Genomic DNA, 22678 nt, shown 5'->3' on the forward strand with positions numbered 1-22678 from the left:
TGCGAAGAGGATGAGCCCGTGTCTGTACCCGCGACGATCCACGACCTTCTCGCCAGGACCGTCGGCGCCCATCCGGACCTGAGCGCCGTCAGCGACCAGGAGACCAGGCTCAGCTACGCGGAGCTGGCCGACCGGGTGGACGCCGTCGCGCATGAACTGGTCAGGCTCGGCGTGCGGGCGGAGGACCGGATCGGCGTCTACGTGCCGCGTGGCGTGGGCGCCGTGGTAACGGTGCTCGGTGTGCTGCGCGCGGGAGCGGCGTACGTGCCGATCGACGTCGGCTATCCCAAGCGGCGGCGGGAGCGGATGGTGCAGGCCGGCCGCCTGCGCCTGCTGCTCGCCGATCCCGACACGGCCCGGCGGGCGGCCGGGTCGCCCGTGGAGGTGGCGGAGCTGGACTGGCGCGTGCTCGCCCCGGCCCCCGCCCCGGCGGTCCACGTCGATCCGCGGAGCGCGGCCTGCGTCCTGTTCACCTCGGGATCGACCGGACGGCCCAAGGGCGTCGTGCTGGAGCACCGGCACATGGTCGCTTTCGCGGAGGACGCGGTTCTCCCCGCGGTGGGCCCGGGCGACCGGATGGCGCAGGCGTCGAACCTGTCCTTCGACACCTTCACCTTCGAACTGCTGCGCAGCATGGCCGGCGGTGCCGAGCTGGTGGTGATGCCCGCCTTCGCCGATCTCCTCGGCGCCGATCTGCGGCGGCAGCTGCGGCGGTACAGGATCACCGTGATGCTGGCGCCGGCCATCGCGCTCAACCACGTGGCCCGCCACGACCGCGAGGCGTTCGCCTCCCTGCGGGTGCTGTGCTCGGGTGGGGACGTGCTGCTCGCCGACACCTGCCGTGAGCTGCGGGAGGGGGGTTTCGACGGCGACCTGCTCAACCTCTACGGCCCGACCGAGGCCACCGTGGCCTGCACCGCCCAGCGGGTCCGGAATCCGCCTGAGGACTGCACCCGGGTCCCCATCGGGCACCCGACGGCCTCAGCCCGTCTGTACGTACTGGACGACCGGCTCGCGCCCGCGTCCAGCGGGGAGCTGTACGTCGGCGGTGCCGCCGTCGGCCGCGGCTACCTGGATCAGCCCGGGCACACCGCGCAGCGCTTCATCGCCGACCCGTTCGCCGCGGACGGCAGCCGCATGTACGCCACGGGCGACCGCGTGCGGACCGGCCCCGACGGAGCCCTGGAGTACCTCGGCCGCGTCGACGACCAGGTCAAGATCTCCGGTCACCGGGTCGAGCCCGCAGAGGTGGAACGCGCGCTCTACGAGCACCCGCAGGTGCGGGAGGCGGCCGTGGCGGCGGCGGGGGAGGACGGCGGCCTGCGCCTGGTCGCCTTCGTCATCCCGGCGGCCGACGAGTTCTCACCGGCCCGCCTGCGCGCCTTCCTCACCGAACGCCTGCCCGCCGCCTACGTCCCCGCCGAGATCGTCGCCCTGGACGCCATGCCACTGGATGCGAACGGCAAGCGCGATTGGGCGCGGCTGCGGGAGGTGGCCGAGGACCGGTCTCGGAGACGGCGCGCGTACGAACCGCCGCGCACCGCGACCGAGCGATACCTCGTCCGGCTCTGGGAGGAACTCCTTCGGGTGGAATCCATCGGCGTCCGCGACGACTTCTTCGGCTTGGGCGGTCACTCCCTCCTCGCCGCCCGCGGCCGCATGTGCATCCGCCGTGATCTGCAGACCGATCTTCCCCCCGAGGTGGTCTTCGAGAACAGCGTGGTCGAAGACCTCGCCAAGGCGATCGACCAGGTCAGATCCGATCCCGCCGGAACCGCGGATGCGGCTCGCCGCGGCGGGGCGAGGGGCCGCTCGCTCCATACGCCTTGACCATGCGTGCCGACGCGTGCGGCGGGGCGCGGGCTGTTCGGGCTGCCGGGCGGCCGGCGCCTGCTGCTCGCCCCGGCCGGTGAGCACGTATGCCGTCGTCGCGGCGCCGGCGGTGACCGCGACGGCGGCGAGCACGGCGGGAGGCATCCGGGTGCGTCGATTCTCACGTTTCATCCATGGCCTCCGTGAGGATGGTCAGGGCGCGCAGCACGCCGGCGCGCTCGCCCTCGGGGACGCGGTCCAGAATGGCGGAGAACCGCTTCGCTCGGGCCTCGGCCAGCCGGCCTGCGGCCTGCACCCCGTGCGGAGTGAGCCGGACCAGCACGCCGCGCCCGTCGTCGGGCGCGGGGGTGCGCTCGGCCCAGCCGCGGTTGATGAGCTGCGTGACCAGGCGGCTGGTGGTGCTCTTCTCCAGCCGGAGCCGGTGCGCCAGATCGCTCTGGCGCAACGCGCCGTCCCTGGCCAGTTCGCCCAGCGCGTGGGCCTCCGAGGTCGGGACGGGCTGCCCGCAGGGGGTCTTGTCCGGCTGGTGGAGGCCGAACGCCCGGACGAACCGGACCACGGCCTCCTGGAGTTCGCGATCATCCGCCACGGTTCGACCGTACAACCAGATGGTTCGATGATGCAACCATACGTGGGAAGGGGCCGCTCCGGGCCGGGGTTCGGGAGTCCTCCGCCGGCGTGATCTCCGGCCCCACCCCGTCCTGTTCGAGGTGGCCTCGGCCGTCGCCACGGTGGGATCGTCCACCGGCATCACCGCCGACCTCACCTCCGCCTGGGCGGATCCTCGTCGCCGCGCTGATGTTCGCCGGACGGGTCGGCCCGGCCGCGCTGTTCTCCGCGCCGGCGCTGCGCGACCGCAGACGCCGCTACGAACCGCCCGAGGAGAAGGTCATCGCCGGCTGATCCCTGCGGCCGGCGGTGACGCCGGTCCCGGTCGCCGGCGTCACCGCCGGCTGAACGTCAGCCGGAATCTTCGGGGGGACGCCGGAGTCTTTAGGGTGATCGGTGTGGAATGTCGAACCGCTGGCCCGGCCGGCGCCGTCGACCGGCTGTGGCGGAAGCGGATGACGGACGTCCGGCAGCCGCGACGGCACTACGGCGAGGACGGCTCCTGATGGCGAGGCGCAGTGCGCGGGCCGCCCGGTCGATCGACGTGACCCGTCTTCCCGAGGACGTCGCGGCGCTCGTCGACGCCCTCGAACCCGGCGAGGAACTGGTCGTCACGCGGGGCGGCGAGCCGATCGCCGCGATCACCGGCACCCGGCGCGTGCTCCGCGGCGCCGTCGTCGATCCCGGAACCCCGAGGGAGGCCGACGAGCCGCCTCCGGCCGACTACGACGAGGCGACGGTCGTCGCCACCGCCATGAAGCTGTCGGCGTCTGCCCGGGTGGCGCTGGCCGACCGGCTCGGCCCGGACTACGTCGTGCTCGACATGCACGCGGCTCCCACGACGGCCGACGTACTGCTGACGCCGCCGGTCAGCCCTCAGCTGATCGCGAACCTCCGGTCGATGTTCCCGAAAGCCCGGGTCATCATCACCGAGATCGACGACGACGAGCTCGGGGTCAGCTACCACGGCCCGGTCCGGCGCCTGCTCGACGCCGGCGCGGAGGCCTATCTGCCGCCGGCCACCATCCCCCGCCTGGCCGGGCAGCTCGATCACATCACCCGGCTGCGCCGGCTCGCCGCCGACGACGCCGCGCCACCGGAGATCGAGCCCGCCACGGGACCGCCGGGCGACGACGGAGACGCGAGGTGAACGGATCACGGGCGCGGACTCCGCGCCCCCCGCCCGCAGGTGAGGCCTCCCCGGCGTGCCGGGCCCTGCGCGTCACCGGGAGGGCGGGAGCCCCCGGCCGGGGATCCGCCACCCGCTGAGGCGGTCCGCCGGGCGAGGCTCAGAGCCGCAGCCGGGCCAGGTGGTAGTCGAGCGTCTCGGCCGCCTCCTCCGCCGAGGTGTCCCCCATGAGCATGCCCGAGCTGAGCCCGCCCGCCAGCGCCAGCAGGACCCTCGCCTCCTGTTCCACGGCGATCCCGGCGGCGAGCTCTCCGGCCTGCCGGGCATCGCGCAGACAGCGGCTGATCGTCTCGAGCAGTTCGGCGGAGCCCTGCCGGAACGCGCCGGACAGCGCGGGCGTGGCCAGGGCGCGGATGAAGAACGCCACGTTGACCAGCGCACCGGTGCGGCTCTCCTCGTCCACGGGCAGAAGCGCCACGAGGAGCGCCCGCACCGCGGCCATCGGCGGGGGAGCGGCCTGCCCGGCCAGCTGCCGTCGCACGCGCTCGCGCAGCCGGTCGGCGGCGTGGCCTGCCGCGAAGAGCAGCATCTCCTCCCGGCTGGCGAAGTAGTGCTGCAGTCTGCCCTTGGAGACGCCCGCCTCGGCCGCCACCGCCGACAGGCTCACCGCCTCCAGCCCCTGGCGCATGGCCAGGCGCCACAGCGCTTCGGCGATCTCGCGCCGCCGCTCCCCGGCGTCCACGATCTTGGGCATTCCCGCCGTCCTTTCGCAATCCGATCGGATTGCCATAAGGTGGAGTCATTTCACAATCCGATCGTATTGCAAAGGGGTGCCATGAGTGCCACCCGCTCGCCCGTCATCACCCTGTTCCTGCTCGCACCCCTGGTGGCCGAGGTGCTGTCCGGCTCCACACCCCTGACGGGCATCGCCGGGCTGGTGTTCTTCGTCCCCATGTACGGCGGAGCCGCCGTGCTCATCCGCGAGACCGCCGTCCGCCGAGGGGGCGGCCGGTCGGCCGTCCTGCTCCTGGGGCTCGCCTTCGCCCTGCTGGAGGAGGGCCTGGTGGTCCAGGCGATCTTCCATCCTCAGGCTGTCGAGGCGGCGAGCTGGGGCGCCGCCGGAGGGCGCCTGCTCGGCGCCCACGTCACCTTCACCCTGGCGGTACTCGTCTACCACGCGGTCTGGAGCATCGCCCTGCCGATCCTGCTGTGCGACCTGATCTTCCCCGCCACCCGCTCGCGGCCGCTGCTGGGCCGTACCGGGCTGGCGGTGACGGCGGCGGCCTTCACGGCCGGGGTGGTCCTGGTGGCCGTGCTCGTCCGCAGCCGCATCGCGCCGGGCCTCCCCGTCCCGGTGGCGCGGTCCCTGGGCGTCGCGCTCGCCGTCGGGGCGCTCGTCCGCATCGCCGTCCGGCTCCCGGCGCGCGGCGGGCGGCGCGCCTCCCGCGCGGCGCGCGCGTCGAGGACCGCCCGGGGGACGGCCCGGACGCCCGCCCCCTGGGCGGTCGCCCTGGCGAGCGCGGCCGCGGGGTCGACGTTCCTCCTGGTGCTGATGGTCCCCGCCGCGTCCGGCCACCGCCCGGTGCCCGAGCCGGTGTCCGTCGGGGCGGCGGTCGCGATCGCCGCCGCCGCGCTGGTTGCGTCGCATCGGCGGATCGGCGACGGCGGCTGGGACGAGCGGCGCCGTTTCGCGCTGGCCGCCGGGCTGCTTCCCGTGCCGCCCGTGATCGGCCTGGTCCAGGCGGCCCTGCACGGCTACGGCACCGTCGCCGACCGGGTGGGGCTGGTCGCCCTCGAAGCCGGAGTGATCGCCCTGCTGGCCTGGACGGGAACCCGGAGCCCGGCCGGTGGCCGGCGGGACGGGCCGGAGGCCTGCTGACCGGAGGGGGCCGTGCCCGGCCGGTTTTCAGGCGAGGGCGGCCAGTGCGGCCAGCGCGGCCTCCACGGCGGCGGGCTTCACCTCCTCCAGGGGGAGGGGGGCGTGCTCCACCACGCCAGTCGGACATGCCGCCGAGCGCCACGGTCGCGTGGATCCGCGCGGCGGTGGAGGGAGCGGCTCGTGTTCCGCTCCGAGGACGACGGGCGCCCGTACGAACTGGAGCTGTCCAGGCTGATGCGCGCCGTCTCCGACCGGCACGTCGAGATCATGCGCGACGACCTCGCGGAGATCCTCCACCAGGCCACCCGGCACGACGCCGAGTACCTCTTCGACGACTCCGTCACGGCCCTGGCCGAGGACCCGGAGGGCGTCGACGTCACCTTCGAGCGGGCGCCCGCCCGCAGGTTCGACCTGGTGATCGGAGCCGACGGACTGCACTCCGACGTCCGGCGCCTGGTCTTCGGCCCCGAGTCGCGCTTCTCCACCTGGATCGGGGCCTACCTGGCCGTCATGTCGATCCCCAATTACCTGGGCCTGCGCAACCGGGTGGAGGGCGTCACGGGCGTGAACAGAATGGCCGCCGTGTACGGCGCGGCGCGTTCGGACGATGCCCGCGCGTTCTTCCTGTTCCGTCCCGGCGCCGAACTCGACTGCCACCACCGGGACGTCGACCGGCAGAAAGAACTGCTGCGCCGGCACTTCGCCGGGATGGGCTGGGAGGTCCCCCGGCTGCTGGGCGGGGAACCGGAGCGCGCCTCGGCGTTCTGCTTCGACTCGGTCACCCGGCTGCGGATGGCCGCCTGGTCGCGCGGCAGGGTGAGCCTGGTGGGCGAGACGCCGGCTACCGCCCCGGTCCCGCGGTCGGCGGCAGCACCAGCCTGGCCGTCGTGGGCGCCTACGTCCTGGCCGGTGAGCCGGCCGAGGCGGGCGGTGACCACACGCGCGCCTTCGCGGCCTACGAGCACCGGATCGGCGACTACGTGCGGGGCAGCCGGGCCTTCGCCGTCCGCGCCGCCGGACGGCTCCTGCCCGGCGGCCGCATGGGGCCGTGGGGCCTGATCCAGGGGGTGCGGTTGGTCGGCCATGCGCCCGTACCGCTCGTCCGGGCACTGGTGGGCTTCAACGGCAAGGGCGTGCGCCTGCACGACGAGGTCGCCCCGAAGGACTACCCGCACGGCGCCGCACGCCCGTCCTCGCGGGAGCGGCTCCCGAGGGAAACATGACACTAGGTGGCCTCTTTTCCCGGTGGCATCGTCGACATGGACACACCACTCAAGGGAAAGGTCGCCCTGGTCGCCGGGGCGACGCGGGGAACGGGCCGGGCGGTAGCGGTGGAGCTGGGCGCCGCCGGGGCCGTCGTCTACTGCACCGGGCGCACCACGCGGGAGCAGCGCTCGGAGATGGACCGGCCGGAGACCATCGAGGAGACGGCCGAGCTGGTGACCCGGGCGGGCGGCGAGGGGATCGCCGTCCAGGTGGACCACCTGGAACCGGAGCGGGTGCGGGCGCTGGTGGAGCGGGTCGACCGCGCGCACGGCCGGCTCGACGTGCTGGTCAACGACGTCTGGGGCGGAGACCGGTTCGCCGCCTGGGACACGCCGCTGTGGGAGCACCCGCTGGACGACGGCCTGCGCCTGCTCCGGCTGGCGGTCGACACCCACCTGATCACCAGCCACTTCGCGCTGCCGCTGCTGACCAGGAACCGCGGCGGCCTGGTCGTGGAGGTGACCGACGGCACCTGGGAGTACAACGCCGGCCACTACCGGGTCTCCTGCTTCTACGACCTGGCCAAGATCGCGGTGAACCGGCTGGGCTTCTCCCAGGCGCACGAGCTGCGCCCGTACGGCTGCACCGCGGTCTCCCTGACCCCCGGGTGGCTGCGCTCGGAGGCGATGCTGGAGATCTACGGTGTACAGGAGGCGAACTGGCGGGACGCGCTCGACAAGGAGCCGCACTTCGTGATCTCCGAGTCGCCCGCCTTCACCGGCCGCGCGGTCGTCGCGCTGGCCGCCGACCCGGAGCGGGAGCGCTGGTCGGGGCAGTCGCTCTCCAGCGGCGGGCTCGCCCAGGTGTACGGCTTCACCGACGTCGACGGCACCCGGCCGGACGCCTGGCGCTACCTGGTCGAGGTGCAGGACGCGGGCAGGCCCGCCGACGCCACCGGCTACCGCTGATCCGCTGAGCCGCCCGGCCGGGCCGCGCCGCCGGGACGCCGCTCCCCGGGGTCGCCGGCGGGCGGACCGTACAGGCGGGACATGCGGACGGCGGCCCCGGCCAGGAGGGCGCGCAGGGCGGGCGGATCGAGGACCTCGGCCTCGGGGCCGAAGCGCAGGAGCTGGCCGTAGGCGACCTCGGGGGACTCGACGGGCAGGACGAGCGTGGTCCGGCCGTGCTCGTCGGGCTCCCCGGCCGAGGCCAGGGCCTCGTCGAGGGCCGCCGGATCGGCCACGTGCCGGAGCAGGCGCAGGCCGTCGGGGCTGAGCCGTACCGTGACGCGGGCGGTGAGCAGGGAGCGGGTGAACTCCGCGGCCCGTGCGCTCCAGAAGGCGGCCAGGTCGAAGTCGCGGTCCCGGGCGAAGCGCCGGTCGGCGTGGACGGCCACGGTGGAGAAGCGGTCCACCCGGTAGATCAACGAACGGGTCGCCAGGTACCAGACCCCGGCCTTGAGCACGAGGCCGTACGGCTCCAGCGTGTGCTCGGCGCCGCGGTAGCGGGCGGTGACCGGGTGGTCGCCCCAGACCGCCCTGGCCAGCGGGACCAGTGCTTCCGGAGGCGGGCGATCGCCGGCGAACCAGCCGGGGGCGTCGAGGTGGAAGCGCTGCGCGGCGGACACCGGGGCGTCGCGCAGGCCGGGGGAGAGCGCCGCGGACGCCTTGAGCCTGGCGGCGGCCGCGACCCCGCCCAGGCCCATCTCCCGCAGCGCCTCCGGGACGCCGGACAGGAACAGGGCCTCCGCCTCGGCCCGGTCGAGGCCGGTGAGGCGGGTCCGGTAACCGTCCAGCAGCCGGTACCCTCCGCCGCGTCCCCGGTCGGCGTAGACCGGGACGCCCGCCTCGGACAGCGCGAGCACGTCCCGGTGCACGGTCCGCTCGGACACCTCCAGCTCCCGGGCCAGCTCGGCCGCGGTCATCCCGCCGCGCGACTGGAGGAGCAGCACCAACGACATCAGCCTGGCCGCACGCACCCGCCGACCCTAACGCCCCGATGCGCGCCGCGCGGCCGGGCGCGGTTCAGCGGGGGACGAGCGGGCGCGGTTCAGCGGGGGACGAGGGGCAGGACGACCGCCGAGGGGCGGGACGGGTCGTGGAAGACCTCCTGGTCGGCGATGACCATGGCGCTGCCGGTGCCCAGGGGGTCGCCGGTGCCGAGGTTGCGGGCGACGCGGGGGTAGGCGCCGCCGGCCACGTGCACCCGGATGCGGTGGCCGCGCCGGAAGCGGTGGCCGATCGGCCACAGGTCCACCTCGACCCGGCGGACGCCGTCGGCGTCGGCCGCCGGGTCGCCGGGGGTGAGCCGCCGCACCCCCTCGCACACGTTGTACGACGCGCCGCCGGGGTGCACGTCGCAGACCCGGACCACGACGTCGGTGTGCCCGGTGCTGGAGCGCAGGTACAGCTCGGCGGAGACGGGGCCGATCATCTCGGTGTCCTCGCGCAGCTCGGGGCCGGTGTAGACGAGCACGTCGCGCCGGGTCTCCAGGCGCCGGTTGTCCCGCGGCTCGGAGTTTCCCAGCAGCACCGGGCCGCCCAGCGCCGGGGTGGGGTGCGCCGGGTCGTAGCGGTAGCGGTCCGGCTCGGAGTCCTCCGGGCCGCCCGGGTCCAGCCCGCCGCCGGCCCGCAGGTGCCAGCGCTGCGGGCGCATGCCCGGCACCGGCCAGTCGGGGTGGTCGCGCCACTCGTCCGCACCGGTGACGAAGATCCGGACCGGCTGCTCCCGCAGGCCCGACAGGTCGCCCATGAGGTGGGCCCGGAACCAGGCCAGCGCGTCGGCGTTGGCCGCCCGCGTCTGCCGCACGTCCGCGTGGTACCACGGGCCGATGGTCAGCTGCGGACGCCGTCCCGCGGCCCGCATCGCCAGGTAGTCCTTCACCTGCCAGGGCAGGAAGACGTCGTACCAGCCGCCGACCATGGTGACCGCGGCCTCCACCTCGCCCACCGAGGCGGAGAAGTCGCGCCTGCCCCAGTAGGCGGCCGGGTCGGCGTGGTGGGTCAGCAGGTCCTGGAAGAAGGGCACGGCCCGGCCCGCCGACAGCACGTCCAGCTCCGCCAGCGGGCGCCCCGACAGCGTGGCCCGCCGGGTCCTGCGCGGGGCCGTCAGCGCGCCGAAGGGGCTGTCGATCGTGGCGGTCAGCGTGGTCCAGATCAGCGACGACTCCAGCGCGAACGCCCCGCCCACGTAGGCGGCGTCCCGGAACTGCGAGGCGGTCACCGAGGTGGCCATGGCCCTCAGGTCGGGCCCGGCCTCGGCGGCGATCGCCCACTGGGCGTAACCGAGGTAGGAGGGGCCGTGCATCGCCAGGCTCCCGCCGTACCAGGGCTGTCCGCGCAGCCAGGCCAGGGTGGCCAGCCCGTCGTCGTGCTCGTCGAGCGGGCTGGGCAGGCCGCCGGAGCCGAAGCTCCCGCGGCAGCTCTGCATGACCACCTGGAAGCCCCGCCGGGCGAAGGCGCGGCCGTACATGAGCCCGAACATGCCGCGCCTGCCGTACGGCGAGCGGATCAGGACGGTGGGCGGCCGGACGGCTCCCCGGGGGACGTAGCGGTCGGCGAGCAGGACCACCCCGTCCGGCATCGGGACCGGCAGGTCGCGCTGGACCTCCACCCGATGCGCGATCCGGGGCCCGGTGGACCGGCCCGGCCAACTCGACCATGTCGTAACCATATGTCCTCCTCATCCCGTTTCTTACCCGCTAGTAATAGAACAAAGCTCGCGGCGGGGGAGGTGAACCGGCAAGACATGGTGGATGATTTCATTTCAACATTCAGAGAATTGTAGTGCCTCCGTGATGACGCCGGGTGATCGGTGCAGGTCCGTCGGCCGCGCTCCGGCGGTGGCGCCGCCCTGGGGGCCTACGGTCGCGTAGGGAGCCGGCGTCGCGGCAAACTACTGCGCCATGTCATCGATAACCTCGTATGTCGCTCTTGGGGACAGCTTCACCGAGGGCTTGGACGACCACCTCGGCGACGACCGCTATCGGGGCTGGGCCGACCGGCTGGCCGAACTGCTGGCGGCCCGCGAACCGGGGTTCCGCTACGCCAACCTGGCGATCCGGGGCCGCCTGATCGCCCGGATCGCCGACGAGCAGGTGCCCCAGGCCGAGGCCCTGGCGCCGGACCTGGTCTCGCTCTGCGCCGGAGGCAACGACATCCTGCGCCCCGGCGGCGACCCCGACGCGATCGCCGCGCAGCTCGACGCCGCCGTGGCGCGGCTGTGCGCCACCGGCGCCCGGGTGCTGCTCTTCACCGGCTTCGACCTCCGCCAGGTCCCGGTGATGCGCCTGGTCCACCACAAGGTCGCCGTCTACAACCTGCACATCCACGACATCGCCACCCGGCACGGCTGCACCCTGGTGGACCTGTGGGCCATGGACGTGCTCCGCGACCGCCGCGCCTGGAGCGAGGACCGCCTCCACCTGTCGGCCGACGGCCACCGCAGGATCGCGCTGCGCGCCGCCGAGGCCCTCGGCCTGCCCGTCGAGGAGGACTGGCGCGAGCCGTACCCGCCGCTGGGACCGCCGGTGTGGGCCGAGGCCCGCCGGCAGGACCTGCGCTGGGCCCGCATGTTCCTGGCCCCGTGGGTCAACCGCCGTCTGCAGGGCCGCTCCTCCGGCGACGGACTGGACGCCAAGCGACCCGAGCTCGCTCCCGTGGGCGATGATGTTGCCTGACCACGGCTGACGCCGGTAGTCTGCGGGCATGCGAAACCCCGGAACCCTTCAGTGGTGGCGCCGCTTCTAGGCGGCGCAGGTTTCGCACACGCGAGCAGAGGGACGGCCGCCCGGGGAGGCGGCCTTTTCTGCGTCCGCCCCCCTGGCATCGGAAGACACCAACGAGGGGCGAGGCTGCAGTGGAGACGAGCGGATACACCACCGCCGGAGGCATCAGGGTCGAGGTCGCGACGGCCGACGTCCCGGAGACCGTGCTCGACGACGTCGTCGGCACGCTGGGCGAGCGGCGCGGCGGCGTCCTGTCCTCCGGGATGGAGTACCCCGGCCGCTACAGCCGGTGGCACCTGGCCTACGTCGACCCCTGCCTGGAGATCGTGGCCAGGGGCCGCACCGTCACCGCCCGGGCGCTGAACGCCCGGGGCCGCGTCGTGCTGCCCGCGGTCGCCTCCTGCCTGCTCGCCGCGGGCGAGCCCGTCTCCGCGCCGGCCGCCGACCGGGTCGAGGTGCACGTGCCGGAGTCGGCGGAGATCCTCCCCGAGGAGATGCGCAGCCGCCGCCCCACGGTCTTCACCGCGATCCGCGAGGTCATCGCCGCGTTCAAGGGCGAGGACGAGCACCTGGGCCTGTACGGCGCCTTCGGCTACGACCTGGCCTTCCAGTTCGAGCCGATCCGGCAGGTGCTCACCCGCGCCGCCGACCAGCGCGACCTGGTGCTGCACCTGCCCGACCGGATCATGGTGATCGACCGCAAGCGGGAGACCAGCAAGGAGTACCGCTACGAGTTCACCGTGGACGGCGTCTCCACCCGCGGCCTGCCCCGCGACGGCGAGAGCGTCCCGCTGCCGCCCGCCCCCGCCGAGCTCCCGGCCGACCCGGCGAAGGGCGCCTACGCCGAGGTCGTCGCCGCGGCCAAGGAGAAGTTCGTCCGCGGGGACCTGTTCGAGGTCGTCCCCGGGCAGGTCTTCCACGCCCCCTGCACCGACCCGGCCGCCTTCTACCGGGGGCTGCGCACGGCCAACCCCGCGCCGTACGAGTTCCTGTTCAACCTCGGCGAGGGCGAGCACCTGGTCGGCGCCTCCCCGGAGATGTACGTCCGGGTCAGCGGCGACCGGGTGGAGACCTGCCCGATCTCCGGCACCATCGCCCGCGGCGGCACCCCGGTCGAGGACGCCGAGGCGATCCGCACCCTCCTGTCGAGCGTCAAGGAGGAGTCGGAGCTGACCATGTGCACCGACGTGGACCGCAACGACAAGTCCCGCATCTGCGTGCCGGGCAGCGTCCAGGTCATCGGCCGGCGGCAGATCGAGATGTACTCCCGCCTGATCCACACCGTCGACCACATCGAGGGCCGCCTGCGCCCCGGGTTCGACGCCCTCGACGCCTTCCTCACCCACATGTGGGCCGTCACCGTCACCGGCGCGCCCAAGACCTGGGCCATGCAGTTCATCGAGGACCACGAGGCCACCACCCGCCGCTGGTACGGCGGGGCGGTCGGCTACATCGGCTTCGACGGCTCCATGAACACCGGCCTGACCCTGCGCACCGCGCAGATCAGGCAGGGCGTCGCCACCGTGCGGGCCGGGGCCACGCTGCTGTTCGACTCCGACCCCGACGCCGAGGAGCGCGAGACCGAGCTCAAGGCCAGCGCCCTGCTCGGCGCCCTGGCCGCGGTCGGTGCCCGGACCGCCGGGGAGGACGGCACGGCGCCCGCGTCGGCCGCCGAGCAGGACCGGGAGCGGCCCGGCGAGGGCATGAAGGTGCTCCTGGTCGACCACGAGGACTCCTTCGTCAACACCCTGGCCGACTACTTCCGCCAGCAGGGCGCCGAGGTCGTCACCCTGCGGCACGGCTTCCCGGCCGAGATGATCGACGAGATCGACCCCTCGCTCGTGGTGCTCTCGCCGGGCCCCGGCTGGCCGTCGGACTTCGGCCTGCCCGCCCTGGTCGACGCGCTCTACGCCCGCGACCTGCCCGTCTTCGGCGTCTGCCTCGGCCTGCAGGGCATGGTGGAGCAGGCGGGCGGCACGCTGGAGCTGCTGTCCTACCCCGAGCACGGCAAGCGCGGGCAGGTCAAGCGGCTGGGCGAGAGCGCCCTGCTGGACGGGCTCCCGGAGGAGTTCGTCGCCGCCCGCTACCACTCGCTGCACGCCAAGCAGCCGGGGGTCGACGGCTTCGCCGTCACCGCGCTCACCCCCGACGGCGCGGTCATGGCGATCGAGGACGTGGCGCGGCGCCGCTTCGCGGTGCAGTTCCACCCCGAGTCGATCCTCACCGCCGAGGGCGGCGCGGGCGCGCGCATCATCGCCAACGTCCTGAGGCTCTCCCGGCCGGTGGCCTGAAACGACGGCGCGGGCAGGTCCGGTGGCCTGAAACGGCGGCGCGAACACGCGGCGTGGTCGTACAGTTACTCCTGCAATGGGACTGCGGGCGGACCGGTCGGACCGGTCCGCCCGCGGGCGTATGAGAGGAGCCGACGATGCGACCGCAGGACGCGCTGCCCGACGGACTGCCCGTCGCTCTGCCCGACGCCGTCCGGGAGGCACTGCTGGCGCCGCTCGTCGACCACCACTGCCGCGGCGTGCGCCGCGACGACCTGGTGCGGGCCCGGTTCGAGCTGCTGATCACCGAGGCGGACACCCCCGCGCCACCCGGCACGACCCACTTCGACACCCCCGCCGGCGCCGCCGTCCGGCGCTGGTGCGCCCCGCTGCTGGACCTGGAGCCGCACGCCCCGCCCGCCGTCTACCTGGCCCGGCGCGCCGAACTCGGCGCGGAGGAGGTGAACCGCCGGATGCTGTGCGGTGCGGGGATCGCGGCCTTCCTGGTCGAGACCTCCCCGGAGGCGCCGGAGCTGCTGTCGGCGGCCGAGACGGGCCGGCACGGCGACGCCACGGCCGACGAGATCGTCCGGATCGAGCAGATCGAGCACGAGGTGGCCGAGACCTCGGGCGCCGGCGTCTCCTACATCTCGGCTCTGGAGAGCGAGCTGGCCGACCGCGCCGCGCGGGCCGCCGCTCTCGCCTCGGCCATCGCCCACCGGTACGGCCTCGACTTCGACCCGGCCCGGCCGAGCCGGGGCGCCGTCATCGCGGCGGCCAACCGGCGGCTGTCCGACCCCAAGGAACCGCTGGCCGATCCGGTGCTCCTGCGCCATCTGCTCTGGACCGCGGCGGAGGCGGCCCGGGCGGGCGGCCTGCCGCTGCAGTTCCACGCCGGGCACGGCGGGCCGGAAACGGCCCCGCACCGGGCCGACCCGGCGCTGATGGCCGGGTTCATCCGGGCGCTCCAACCCATGGGCGTGCCCGTCGTCCTGCTCGGCTGCCGCCCCTTCCACCGCCAGGCCGCCCACCTCGCCGCGGTCTTCCCGCACGTCTACGTGGACGTCGGAGGCACCCCGGCCCGCGCCGCCGCGGACGGCGTCGTCGGGGAGCTGCTGGAGCTGGCGCCCTTCCACAAGCAGCTGTTCGGCTCCCACGGCCGGGGTGTGGCCGAGGCCTGCTACCTCGGAGCGCTGCAGTACCGCAGGGCCCTGGCCGGAGCCCTGGCCCTCCGGCTGGCGGCCGGCGAGTGGAGCGCCGCCGACGCGGCCCGGGTGGCCTACATGATCGGCTCGGGCAACGCCCGCCGGGTCTACCGATTGTGACGGCCTTCTCTGAGGTGCTCAGGTGCGGCTCCGTCTCCGACGCAGGTGACGGGTTTCCCGAGGGCGAGGTCGTTCCTCGAGCGATGAGTCCCGAACCAGAAGTGATATCCGAGAGTGCCCTGGCGGTCACCGTGGGTTGTCAATGGTCGGCGCTAGGCTTGCCAACGTCCTGACCCCGACGCCGGAAGGCCTTGTCGTGCACGAAAATCAGCCGCACTTTCTCGATGATGTGACCGTGGAGTTGGTCAAGCACAGTGCTTCGGACGCCGACGTGCTGTGGGCGGCTCGCGTGTCCACGGCGGGAGAGCAGTCTCTGGAGGAGATCGGCAAGGATCCCGAGCGCTCCAAGGGACTGATCAACTATCTGATGCGTGACCGGCACGGCAGTCCGTTCGAGCACAACTCGATGACGTTCCTCGTCAGCGCGCCGATCTTTGTTTTCCGCGAGTTTCATCGTCACCGGGTCGGATGGTGTCTTCCTGGAGATTCTCGAATCCCCGTGGGAACTCTAAAGAACACCAACAACAAGAAGATCAAGGATATCTATTCGGATTGGCATGAAGGGGTCCGGGACTCCATGGGCCGCACCCGTATGCTTTCTTCATGCCGACATCTGAGCACTCGCACGGTGAATCTCGAGACGGGTCTCATCGAATGGACTCGCATGGTCGACGTGTTCAAGAGCGGAGTCAAACCCATCTTGAAGATCGAAACGGCTGCCGGAAAGACGCTGCGGTGCTCTCCTGACCATGCGATCTTATCGCGGGGCGAGTGGGTCAAGGCGAAAGACCTGACCTCTGGGGACCTCGTTTCGGTGCAGGCCACCGTACCTGTCGGAGAGTCCACCGGCATCCCCCGCCGCCTACGGGAAGAAATCCAGTTCTGGACCACTCGGATGAAGCCGGAAGTGGTGAGCGCGATCGATGCGTGCCATGTCTGCGGTGGAATTTTCGACTTCGGAGACCTTGAGGTCGATCACGTCGTTCCGGTGAGTCGGGAAATCAAGCTCGCTCTGGACAAGGACAACCTCGCTCCGATCTGTGCTCCGTGTCATGAGACGAAGTCCAGCAGAGAAGCATGGGAAGTCGAGCGTCGACCGTCCAGGCTCGGTATCCGCGACGAAAAGATCATCTCGGTCATGGCTGATGGCGAGGAGGAGACCTACGATATCTCCATGCCCGGCCCCTGGCACAATTTTATCGCCGATGGAATTGTGGTGCACAATTCGTACAACGAGGAGAGCGGAAGGTATCGCGAGCTTCAGCCTAAATTCTACGTTCCGGGCATAGAGCGCAAACTGGTACAGGAGGGGCGGCCGGGTAAGTACGTCTTCGTGGAGGGGAGCGCGGAGCAGCACAAGGTCGTCTCCGAGGCGATGGAGTCGGCCTACCGGCAGTCGTACGCGGCCTACCAGGAGATGCTGGAGGCCGGGGTCGCCCGCGAGGTGGCCAGGGCGGTGCTGCCGGTCGGGCTGTTCTCCTCGATGTACGCCACGTGCAACGCCCGCTCGCTGATGCACTTCCTGTCGCTGCGCACCAAGAGCGAGCAGGCCAGGGTGCCGTCGTTCCCGCAGCGTGAGATCGAGATGGTGGCCGAGAAGATGGAGGCCGCCTGGGCGGAACTGATGCCGCTCACCCACGCGGCCTTCGTCGCGAACGGCCGCGTCGCCCCGTAGGAGATCGCCGGAGGAGCGGGACGAGGCCGCCGGGAGGCGGTCGCCGACCGGCCGGTCGGCTCGCGGGGCGGCCTCGGCCGGGAACCTGGTGGTACGGACGGAACGCCGCGCTCAGCGCCGCGGGGAGGGCGCGGGGCTCCGCACGGCGGGCCGTACGGAGGACATGACGAAGCCGCCGGCCAGGCGGGCGGGGACGCGCCGCAGGGAGATGCCCAGGTCCTGGTCGGGGACGCGGTAGTCCAGGCGGGCCAGCCGTACCACCAGTGCCTTCAGCAGCGCGACGGTGATGGCCTCGCCGGGGCAGCGGTGTCCGGTGCGCGGGTCCCCGCCGCCCTGCGGGATCAGGTCGAACTCGCCGATCTCCCGGCCGGTGAAGCGCCCCGGGTCGAAGGTGTAGGGGCTCTCCCAGAGCCGGGGGTCGTGGTTGTGCCCGTAGACGTCGAGCAGCACCAGCGCGCCGGCGGGAATGCGCTCCCCCCGCCAGGTCAGGTCCCGCAGCGCCCGGCCGCCCACCAGGGGCGCGAACGGGTAGAAGCGGCGGACCTCGTGCACGAAGGCCTCGGTGAAGGCCTCGTCGCCGCCCGCCAGCGGCGCGCGGTGCCGCGGCCACCGGTGCAGGGCATGGGCGGCGAAGGTGACGAACCAGCACACGGCCACGGTCGGGCGCACGACGTTGAGCAGTTCCACCGCCGCCACGCGCGGGTCGAGCAGCTCACCGCCGGCGTCGTGGTGGAAGGCGACGACGTCGAGCGCGGAGCCCCGTGGCGCGGTGGCCGCGCCGTCGCGCACGTCCCGCACGAGGCCGCCCAGCCACGCCTCGCGGCGCGCGCGGGCCCGCCGGGCCCGCCAGTGCCGGGCTCCGGGGCCGCCGAACCCGTCCACCAGCGCCACCAGGTCCGACGCCGCAGCCGGTGCGTCGGCGTCGCGCAGGGGGATGCCGGCCCACCGGCACACACCGCGGGTGATGACCCGGGCGGCCTCGTCGAAGAGCACGACCTCCGGCGCGCCGGCCCAGGAGGCGACCGCCTCGTCCCAGGCCGCGGTGGTGCGGTCGACGAGGTCGGTGACGCCCTCGTCCGTCATCAGCGACATGAACATCGCCTTGCGCACCCGGTGGTCGGCGCCGTCGAGGGTGTGGACCGCCCCGTGGCCGAACAGGGTGCTCTTGACGGGGCCGGGCAGGGCCGTGTGCCGCTCGATGTGCTCCTCGTCGTAGAAGAACCGCGCCGCCTCCGGTCCGCCCAGTCCCACGGCGCGCTGACCCATCACCCGGGTGTGCACGACCTCGCCGGGGGCGCGCCGCCGCTGGGCGGGCAGCCAGCCGTAACCTTCGAGCAGCAGCAGAAGCGTGTGATCCGCGATGGGCATGGCGTACGGCCTTCCCGTGGCTCCCGGTGCGAAACCACCGGCCCGTCGAGCGGAGGCCCGCCGATCCGCGGAACAGGGGGGCTAGAGCACCGCGGCGCGTACGGTCAGCACGTCCGGCAGGTGCCGGGCGACGGTGAACCAGCTCTCGCCGTCGTCGCGGGAGCCGTACACCTCGCCGTCGCGGGTGCCGAAGAAGACACCGGCGGGCGAGGCGCACATCGCGTCGCGCAGCACGGTGGAGTGGACCGGGTCCTCGGGCAGGCCGGCGCTCAGGGCCTGCCAGGACCCGCCCGCGTCGTCGCTGCGGAAGACCCGGCAGCGGTGGTCGACCGGGGTGCGGTCCATGTCGGCCGTGAGCGGGAAGACGTAGACCGTGTCGGGCCGCTCGGGGTGCACGACGATGGGGAAGCCGAAGTCGGACGGGAGCGGGTCGCCGATCGAGGTCCAGGAGCCGCCGAAGTCGTCGCTGCGGTAGACGCCGAAGTGGTGCTGGAGGAAGAGCCGCTCGGGCCGGGCGGGGTGACCGGTGACCTTGTGCACGCACTGGCCGAACTCGGGGTACTGCGACCCCTCGGGCAGGAACGGCGCGCGGATCCCCCGGTTGGCCGCCTCCCAGGTGGTGCCGCCGTCGGTGCTGCGGTAGAAGCCGCCGGTCGAGACGGCGGCCCCGATGGTCTTCGGGTCGCTGGGATGGGGCAGCACGGTGTGCATGCAGAGCCCGCCGCCGCCGGGGTGCCACTGGGGCCGGTGCGGGTGGTTCCACAGCCCCTCGACCAGGGAGAACGTGATCCCGCCGCCCTCGGAGCGGAACAGCGCCCCCGGCTCGACCCCGGCCCAGACGACATCGGGCTCGCTGGGGGAGGGCTGGAGCTGCCAGACGCGCTCCAGCGTCGCGCCGGTCTCCTCGGGGAAGGCGATCGGGGCCTGCTCGGCCTCCTGCCAGGTGCCGCCGAGGTCGTCCGACCACATCACGGACGGACCGAAGTGGCCGTATTCGATGCCGGCGAGGAGGCGGGGCGCCGGGCCCCGGGTGTCGATCGCGACCGCGGCGACCCCGATGGTGGAGAAGCGGACCGGATCGGCCTCGAACGGGCCGCCGGCGGTGGAGCGGGCCAGGAACAGGCCCTTGCGGGTGCCGATGGCCAAGAGTGCATCGCGCATGTCGTCTCCTTGATCTCTTCGGCCCCATGGTTTCACGGCGCGAGCGATATCGCACGCTTTATCGGATCGGCGTTCCGGATTCGAACGGAAAGTCGTTTCGGAGGGGGAGGGAAAAGCGCGGGATGCGGTCAGAGCGCGCCCAGGGCGACGTCCCGGTGGATGCGGGCCGGAGGCACCCCGCCGCGGCGCAGCCGCCGGGCGGTCTCCTCGACCATGGCGGGAGGCCCGCAGACGTAGACCTCGTGCTCGGCCCACGAGTGGAACCGCTCCACCACCTCGGCCACCCGGCCGCGCATCCCGTCGTACCCGGGCTCGTCGGAGACCACGGGAAGCACGCGCAGCCACGGGAAGCCCGATTCCATCCGGATCAGGTCCGGCAGGTCGTAGAGGTCGCGCGAGCGGCGCACGCCGTGCAGCAGGTGGATGTTGGGCCGCCGGCCCGAGGCGATGACGTGCTCCACGATGGCCTTGATCGGCGCCAGGCCGGTGCCGCCCGCCACGCACAGCAGGTCGCGGCCGGAGTCGACGGGCGTCATCGTGCCGACCGGGGGGCCGAGCATCAGGGTGTCGCCGATCCGGGTGTGCTCGACCAGGGCGGTGGACACCCAGCCTCCGGGGACCGCCCGGACGTGCAGCCGGACGGTGTTGTCCTCGCGGGGGGCGTTCGCCAGCGAGAACGCGCGCCACACCCGGGGCCAGCGCGCGGTCTGCACGTTGACGTACTGCCCCGGCAGGTACGGCATGCGCCGACCAGGCTGGAGGGTGACCACCGCGATGTCCGGCGTGCGGCGCTCGTGGTCGATCACCTCTGCCGGCCACCAGGCGGGGGAGACCCCGGCGGCGGCCTCGGCGGCCTCGATCATCGTGTTGGCGGCGGCCGTGTAGGCGGCGACCCAGGCCGCCTCGATCTCCGCGTTCCAGATCTCGGCGGCGAAGCGCCTGATCGTGGCCAGCAGGGCGTTGCCGATCGCGGTGTAGTGCTCGGCGAGCACGCCGTACTTGCGGTGGTCGCGGCCGAGCTGGCCGAGGAAGGACGCCAGGCCGTCGGGGCTGTCGATGCTCCAGACGATCCTGGTCAGCGCGCTGAAGAGCCGGTCGCGCTGGACGTCCATGGCCGGCGGGAACATGCCCCGCAGATGCGGGTTCTCGGCGAACAGGCGGCCGTAGAAGTACGCCGCGGCCTTGTCCGCGACGGGCTCGACGAGGGAGAAGCTTTCTTTGACGAGACGCGGATTCAATGACATGTGACGGAACCCAACCTCATTGACCGGACCGGTGCCCGGTCGTGCGGATCCACCTCTCTGGCGGTTCCGGGTGAGAGCGGCCCGCGGCCCCGGCACCCCTGGTCGCTCGAATTTAAGTCTTCCATCACCCCCTTGGGCGTCACAACCGTTTCCCGGCAATATGATGCGGAAACTAACGACGCGTAGCCGATTGATCATTATCCGTGATAAGCCTGATCGATTTCTAGAAATAAGGGAATAAGAATCGCATTCGGCTGATAAGTGGTGAATTCATCCATGAGGAGAATGATCACCGGATCCGTCGAAACGCCCTTCGCGCCCGCAACCCCTCGCGGGCGGCGACGGAGGCGGCTTCCCGGCGAGACGACACCGATACCCGGGATGTGTGACATAGCGCAAATACTGTGCGCCATGATGGGAGGTGCTGCTGGAGAGGGGATGGGCACCGCCCGCGCCGGGCGGTGTGACCCCGCGCATGGCCCTGGAGGACGCATGTCCCGACCCCTGATCGGTATCACCGCCTACCTCGAGGCCGCCCGCTGGGGCGCCTGGGTCCGCGAGGCCGTCCTGTCGCCCGCGTCCTACGTCCGGGCGGTGGAGAAGGCCGGTGGCGCCCCGGTGCTGCTCCCGCCGCTGGGCCTGGGCGGGGTCGACGACTACACGGCGGGCCTGTCCGGGCTGATCCTGGCCGGCGGCACCGAGCTCGACCCCGGCCTGTACGGCGCCGCCGCCGACGACCGGCTGGACGCGCCCCAGCCGCACCGCGACCGCTTCGAACTGGCCGCGGCCCGCTCCGCCGTGCAGGCCGGGCTGCCGCTGCTCGCCGTCGCGCGGGGCATGCACGTGCTGAACGTCGCGCAGGGCGGCACCCTGATCCCCTGGCTCCCCGAGGTGGTCGGGCACGACCGGCACGGCGAGCCCGGCCGCCCGCACACCGTCCAGATCAGCGTCTCCAGCGTGCTGGGCAAGGCGCTCGGCGACCGGGCCGAGGTGACCGCGCCGCACCGGCAGGCCGTCAAGCGGCTCGGGACGGGCCTGCTCGCGGTGGCCTGGGCCGACGACCAGATCGTGGAGGGCGTCGAACTGCAGGGGCACCCCTTCGCGGTCGGCGTGCAGTGGCACCCGGAGCGGGGCGACGACAACCGCCTGATCGAGGCCCTGGTCGAGGCCGCCGCCCACTGAGCATTCCACCGGGCGTGTCACCGGGCACGCCACCGGGCGTGTCGCCGGGCGTGACCCCGGATGCGGCCCCGGGCGCGCTCCCCGGAGCCGCCGCCGGGAGGCCCCGCCCGCCGCGCCGGATCCCGGCGGGTAGGGTGCGGCCATGGCGTTGCATCCCCAGGCCGAGGCCTATCTGAAGCTCTTCCCCACCGACCTCGGCCCGCCCCTCGCCGAGCTCACCCCCGCCGTGATCGCCGAGATGCGGGCCCTGGACGGGTTCGCCGAGCAGCGGGGGCCGATCGTCGCGCTCCCGGTCGTGCGGGACGGGAGCGCGGGCGGCGTGCCCGTGCGCGTCTACCGGGCCGACGACGGCGACCGCCCGCTCCCGGTGATCGTCTACTTCCACGGCGGCGGCTGGGTGTTCGGCAGCGTGGCCCGCAACGACGCGCTCGCCCGGGACCTGGCCGTGCGCACCGGCGCGGTGGTGGTCTCGGTGGACTACCGGCTCGCTCCCGAGCACCCCTTCCCCGCCGCGGCCGACGACGCGCTGGCCGCGGTCCGGGACGTCTTCGCCCGCCCGGCCGCCTACGGGGCCGATCCGGAGCGGATCGCGGTCCTGGGTGACAGCGCGGGCGGCAACCTCGCCGCCGTGGCCGCCTGGCGGGCCAGGGACGCCGGACTGCGCCTGGCCCACCAGGTGCTGGTCTACCCGATCGCCGACGTCGCCATGGACACGCCCAGCTACCGGACCTACGCCTCCGGGTTCGGGCTGGGCGCCGACGAGATGGCCTGGTTCGCCGCGCAGTACGGCGGCGACCCGGCCGACCCCCGGCTGGCCCCGCTCCGCCTGGCCGACAAGGCGGGCCTGGCCCCCGCGACGGTGCTCACCGCCGAGTGCGACCCGCTCTGCGACGAGGGCGAGGCGTACGCCGCCGGGCTCGCGGAGGCCGGGGTCCCGGTCGAGTACCGGTGCTACGCCGGGGCGATCCACGGCTTCTTCGGCCTGCCCGGCTTCTTCGACCAGGCGGCCGAGGCGCGCGAGTACGCGGCCGCGCGGCTGAAGGAGGCCTTCGCCTGAGACGCCGGGCGGCG

Annotated in this window: 19 protein-coding genes; 12 read left to right on the forward strand and 7 right to left on the reverse strand. The window is 73.2% G+C overall.

The features are described from left to right. Positions 1-18 precede the first annotated feature (18 nt). Positions 19-1830 carry a non-ribosomal peptide synthetase gene (locus HS045_RS19650; RefSeq protein WP_196452921.1) on the forward strand — a complete coding sequence of 604 codons (1812 nt, stop codon included), beginning with the start codon at positions 19-21 and terminating at the stop codon, positions 1828-1830. Between the two features lie 163 nt (positions 1831-1993). Here HS045_RS19650 and HS045_RS19655 read toward each other — a convergent pair whose 3' ends face one another. Beyond that, positions 1994-2422 carry a MarR family winged helix-turn-helix transcriptional regulator gene (locus HS045_RS19655; protein WP_196452922.1) on the reverse strand — a complete coding sequence of 143 codons (429 nt, stop codon included), beginning with the start codon at positions 2420-2422 and terminating at the stop codon, positions 1994-1996. 525 nt (positions 2423-2947) lie between these two features. On the opposite strand from HS045_RS19655, the gene HS045_RS19660 reads away from it, so the two are divergent. Further along, entirely contained in the window at positions 2948-3592 is a 645-nt protein-coding gene (locus HS045_RS19660; protein WP_196452923.1) for a hypothetical protein, read from the forward strand. Positions 3593-3731: 139 nt separating this feature from the next. Here HS045_RS19660 and HS045_RS19665 read toward each other — a convergent pair whose 3' ends face one another. Beyond that, a complete protein-coding gene (locus tag HS045_RS19665; RefSeq protein WP_196452924.1) occupies positions 3732-4325 on the reverse strand; it encodes a TetR/AcrR family transcriptional regulator in 594 nt (197 codons plus the stop codon). Positions 4326-4406: 81 nt separating this feature from the next. Here HS045_RS19665 and HS045_RS19670 point away from each other — a divergent pair, with 81 nt between their 5' ends. The 4 genes from HS045_RS19670 (at position 4407) to HS045_RS19685 (ending at position 7624) form a co-directional block, all read left to right on the forward strand. Next, entirely contained in the window at positions 4407-5450 is a 1044-nt protein-coding gene (locus tag HS045_RS19670; protein ID WP_196452925.1) for a hypothetical protein, read from the forward strand. A gap of 180 nt (positions 5451-5630) precedes the next feature. Beyond that, complete coding sequence (locus HS045_RS19675) at positions 5631-6509, forward strand: hypothetical protein (RefSeq protein ID WP_196452926.1); 879 nt, start codon at positions 5631-5633, stop codon at positions 6507-6509. Beyond that, positions 6491-6673: a hypothetical protein gene (locus tag HS045_RS19680; protein ID WP_196452927.1), complete on the forward strand. Its 183-nt coding sequence runs from the start codon at positions 6491-6493 to the stop codon at positions 6671-6673. Before HS045_RS19675 ends, HS045_RS19680 begins: the two co-directional genes overlap by 19 nt. Before the next feature lie 36 nt (positions 6674-6709). Beyond that, on the forward strand, positions 6710-7624 hold the full coding sequence (locus HS045_RS19685) for an SDR family oxidoreductase (protein WP_196452928.1): 915 nt from the start codon (positions 6710-6712) through the stop codon (positions 7622-7624). On the opposite strand, the gene HS045_RS19690 is transcribed toward HS045_RS19685, so the two are convergent. Both HS045_RS19690 and HS045_RS19695 read right to left on the reverse strand, forming a co-directional pair. Then, on the reverse strand, positions 7615-8634 hold the full coding sequence (locus tag HS045_RS19690; protein WP_196452929.1) for a YafY family protein: 1020 nt from the start codon (positions 8632-8634) through the stop codon (positions 7615-7617). The two genes, HS045_RS19685 and HS045_RS19690, sit on opposite strands and share 10 nt — an antisense overlap. A 71-nt stretch (positions 8635-8705) precedes the next feature. Beyond that, entirely contained in the window at positions 8706-10328 is a 1623-nt protein-coding gene (locus tag HS045_RS19695; protein ID WP_196452930.1) for a CocE/NonD family hydrolase, read from the reverse strand. 232 nt (positions 10329-10560) lie between these two features. On the opposite strand from HS045_RS19695, the gene HS045_RS19700 reads away from it, so the two are divergent. The 4 genes from HS045_RS19700 to thyX all read left to right on the forward strand — a co-directional run bounded on the left by HS045_RS19700 (position 10561) and on the right by thyX (position 16652). Beyond that, positions 10561-11334, forward strand: a complete 774-nt coding sequence (locus HS045_RS19700) for an SGNH/GDSL hydrolase family protein (RefSeq protein ID WP_196452931.1) — start codon at positions 10561-10563, stop codon at positions 11332-11334. A 179-nt stretch (positions 11335-11513) separates the two neighbouring features. Beyond that, positions 11514-13673 carry an anthranilate synthase component I gene (locus tag HS045_RS19705; protein ID WP_196452932.1) on the forward strand — a complete coding sequence of 720 codons (2160 nt, stop codon included), beginning with the start codon at positions 11514-11516 and terminating at the stop codon, positions 13671-13673. A gap of 137 nt (positions 13674-13810) precedes the next feature. Further along, positions 13811-14977: an amidohydrolase family protein gene (locus tag HS045_RS19710; RefSeq protein WP_196452933.1), complete on the forward strand. Its 1167-nt coding sequence runs from the start codon at positions 13811-13813 to the stop codon at positions 14975-14977. A gap of 235 nt (positions 14978-15212) precedes the next feature. After that, positions 15213-16652 (forward strand): FAD-dependent thymidylate synthase, encoded by a 1440-nt coding sequence (gene thyX, locus HS045_RS19715; RefSeq protein ID WP_196452934.1) that lies wholly within the window; start codon positions 15213-15215, stop codon positions 16650-16652. Positions 16653-16763: 111 nt separating this feature from the next. Here the strand turns inward: thyX and HS045_RS19720 are convergent, their stop codons facing one another. From HS045_RS19720 to HS045_RS19730, 3 genes are all read right to left on the reverse strand, one after another. Then, positions 16764-18020, reverse strand: coding sequence for a cytochrome P450 (locus tag HS045_RS19720; RefSeq protein WP_196452935.1), 1257 nt, complete (start codon positions 18018-18020; stop codon positions 16764-16766). An 81-nt stretch (positions 18021-18101) separates the two neighbouring features. Further along, positions 18102-19181, reverse strand: coding sequence for an exo-alpha-sialidase (locus HS045_RS19725; RefSeq protein WP_196452936.1), 1080 nt, complete (start codon positions 19179-19181; stop codon positions 18102-18104). Between the two features lie 128 nt (positions 19182-19309). Beyond that, on the reverse strand, positions 19310-20425 hold the full coding sequence (locus HS045_RS19730; RefSeq protein ID WP_196452937.1) for a globin domain-containing protein: 1116 nt from the start codon (positions 20423-20425) through the stop codon (positions 19310-19312). A gap of 492 nt (positions 20426-20917) precedes the next feature. Between HS045_RS19730 and HS045_RS19735 the strand changes: the two genes are divergently transcribed. Both HS045_RS19735 and HS045_RS19740 read left to right on the forward strand, forming a co-directional pair. After that, the gene (locus tag HS045_RS19735) at positions 20918-21607 is read left to right on the forward strand and encodes a gamma-glutamyl-gamma-aminobutyrate hydrolase family protein (RefSeq protein WP_196452938.1); all 690 of its coding nucleotides are present in this window, start codon (positions 20918-20920) and stop codon (positions 21605-21607) included. A 142-nt stretch (positions 21608-21749) separates the two neighbouring features. Continuing rightward, a complete protein-coding gene (locus tag HS045_RS19740) occupies positions 21750-22664 on the forward strand; it encodes an alpha/beta hydrolase (protein WP_196452939.1) in 915 nt (304 codons plus the stop codon). Positions 22665-22678 lie beyond the last annotated feature (14 nt).

It is taken from the genome of Planomonospora sp. ID82291 (genome assembly GCF_015711645.1).
In the GTDB taxonomy this organism is placed as follows: domain Bacteria; phylum Actinomycetota; class Actinomycetes; order Streptosporangiales; family Streptosporangiaceae; genus Planomonospora.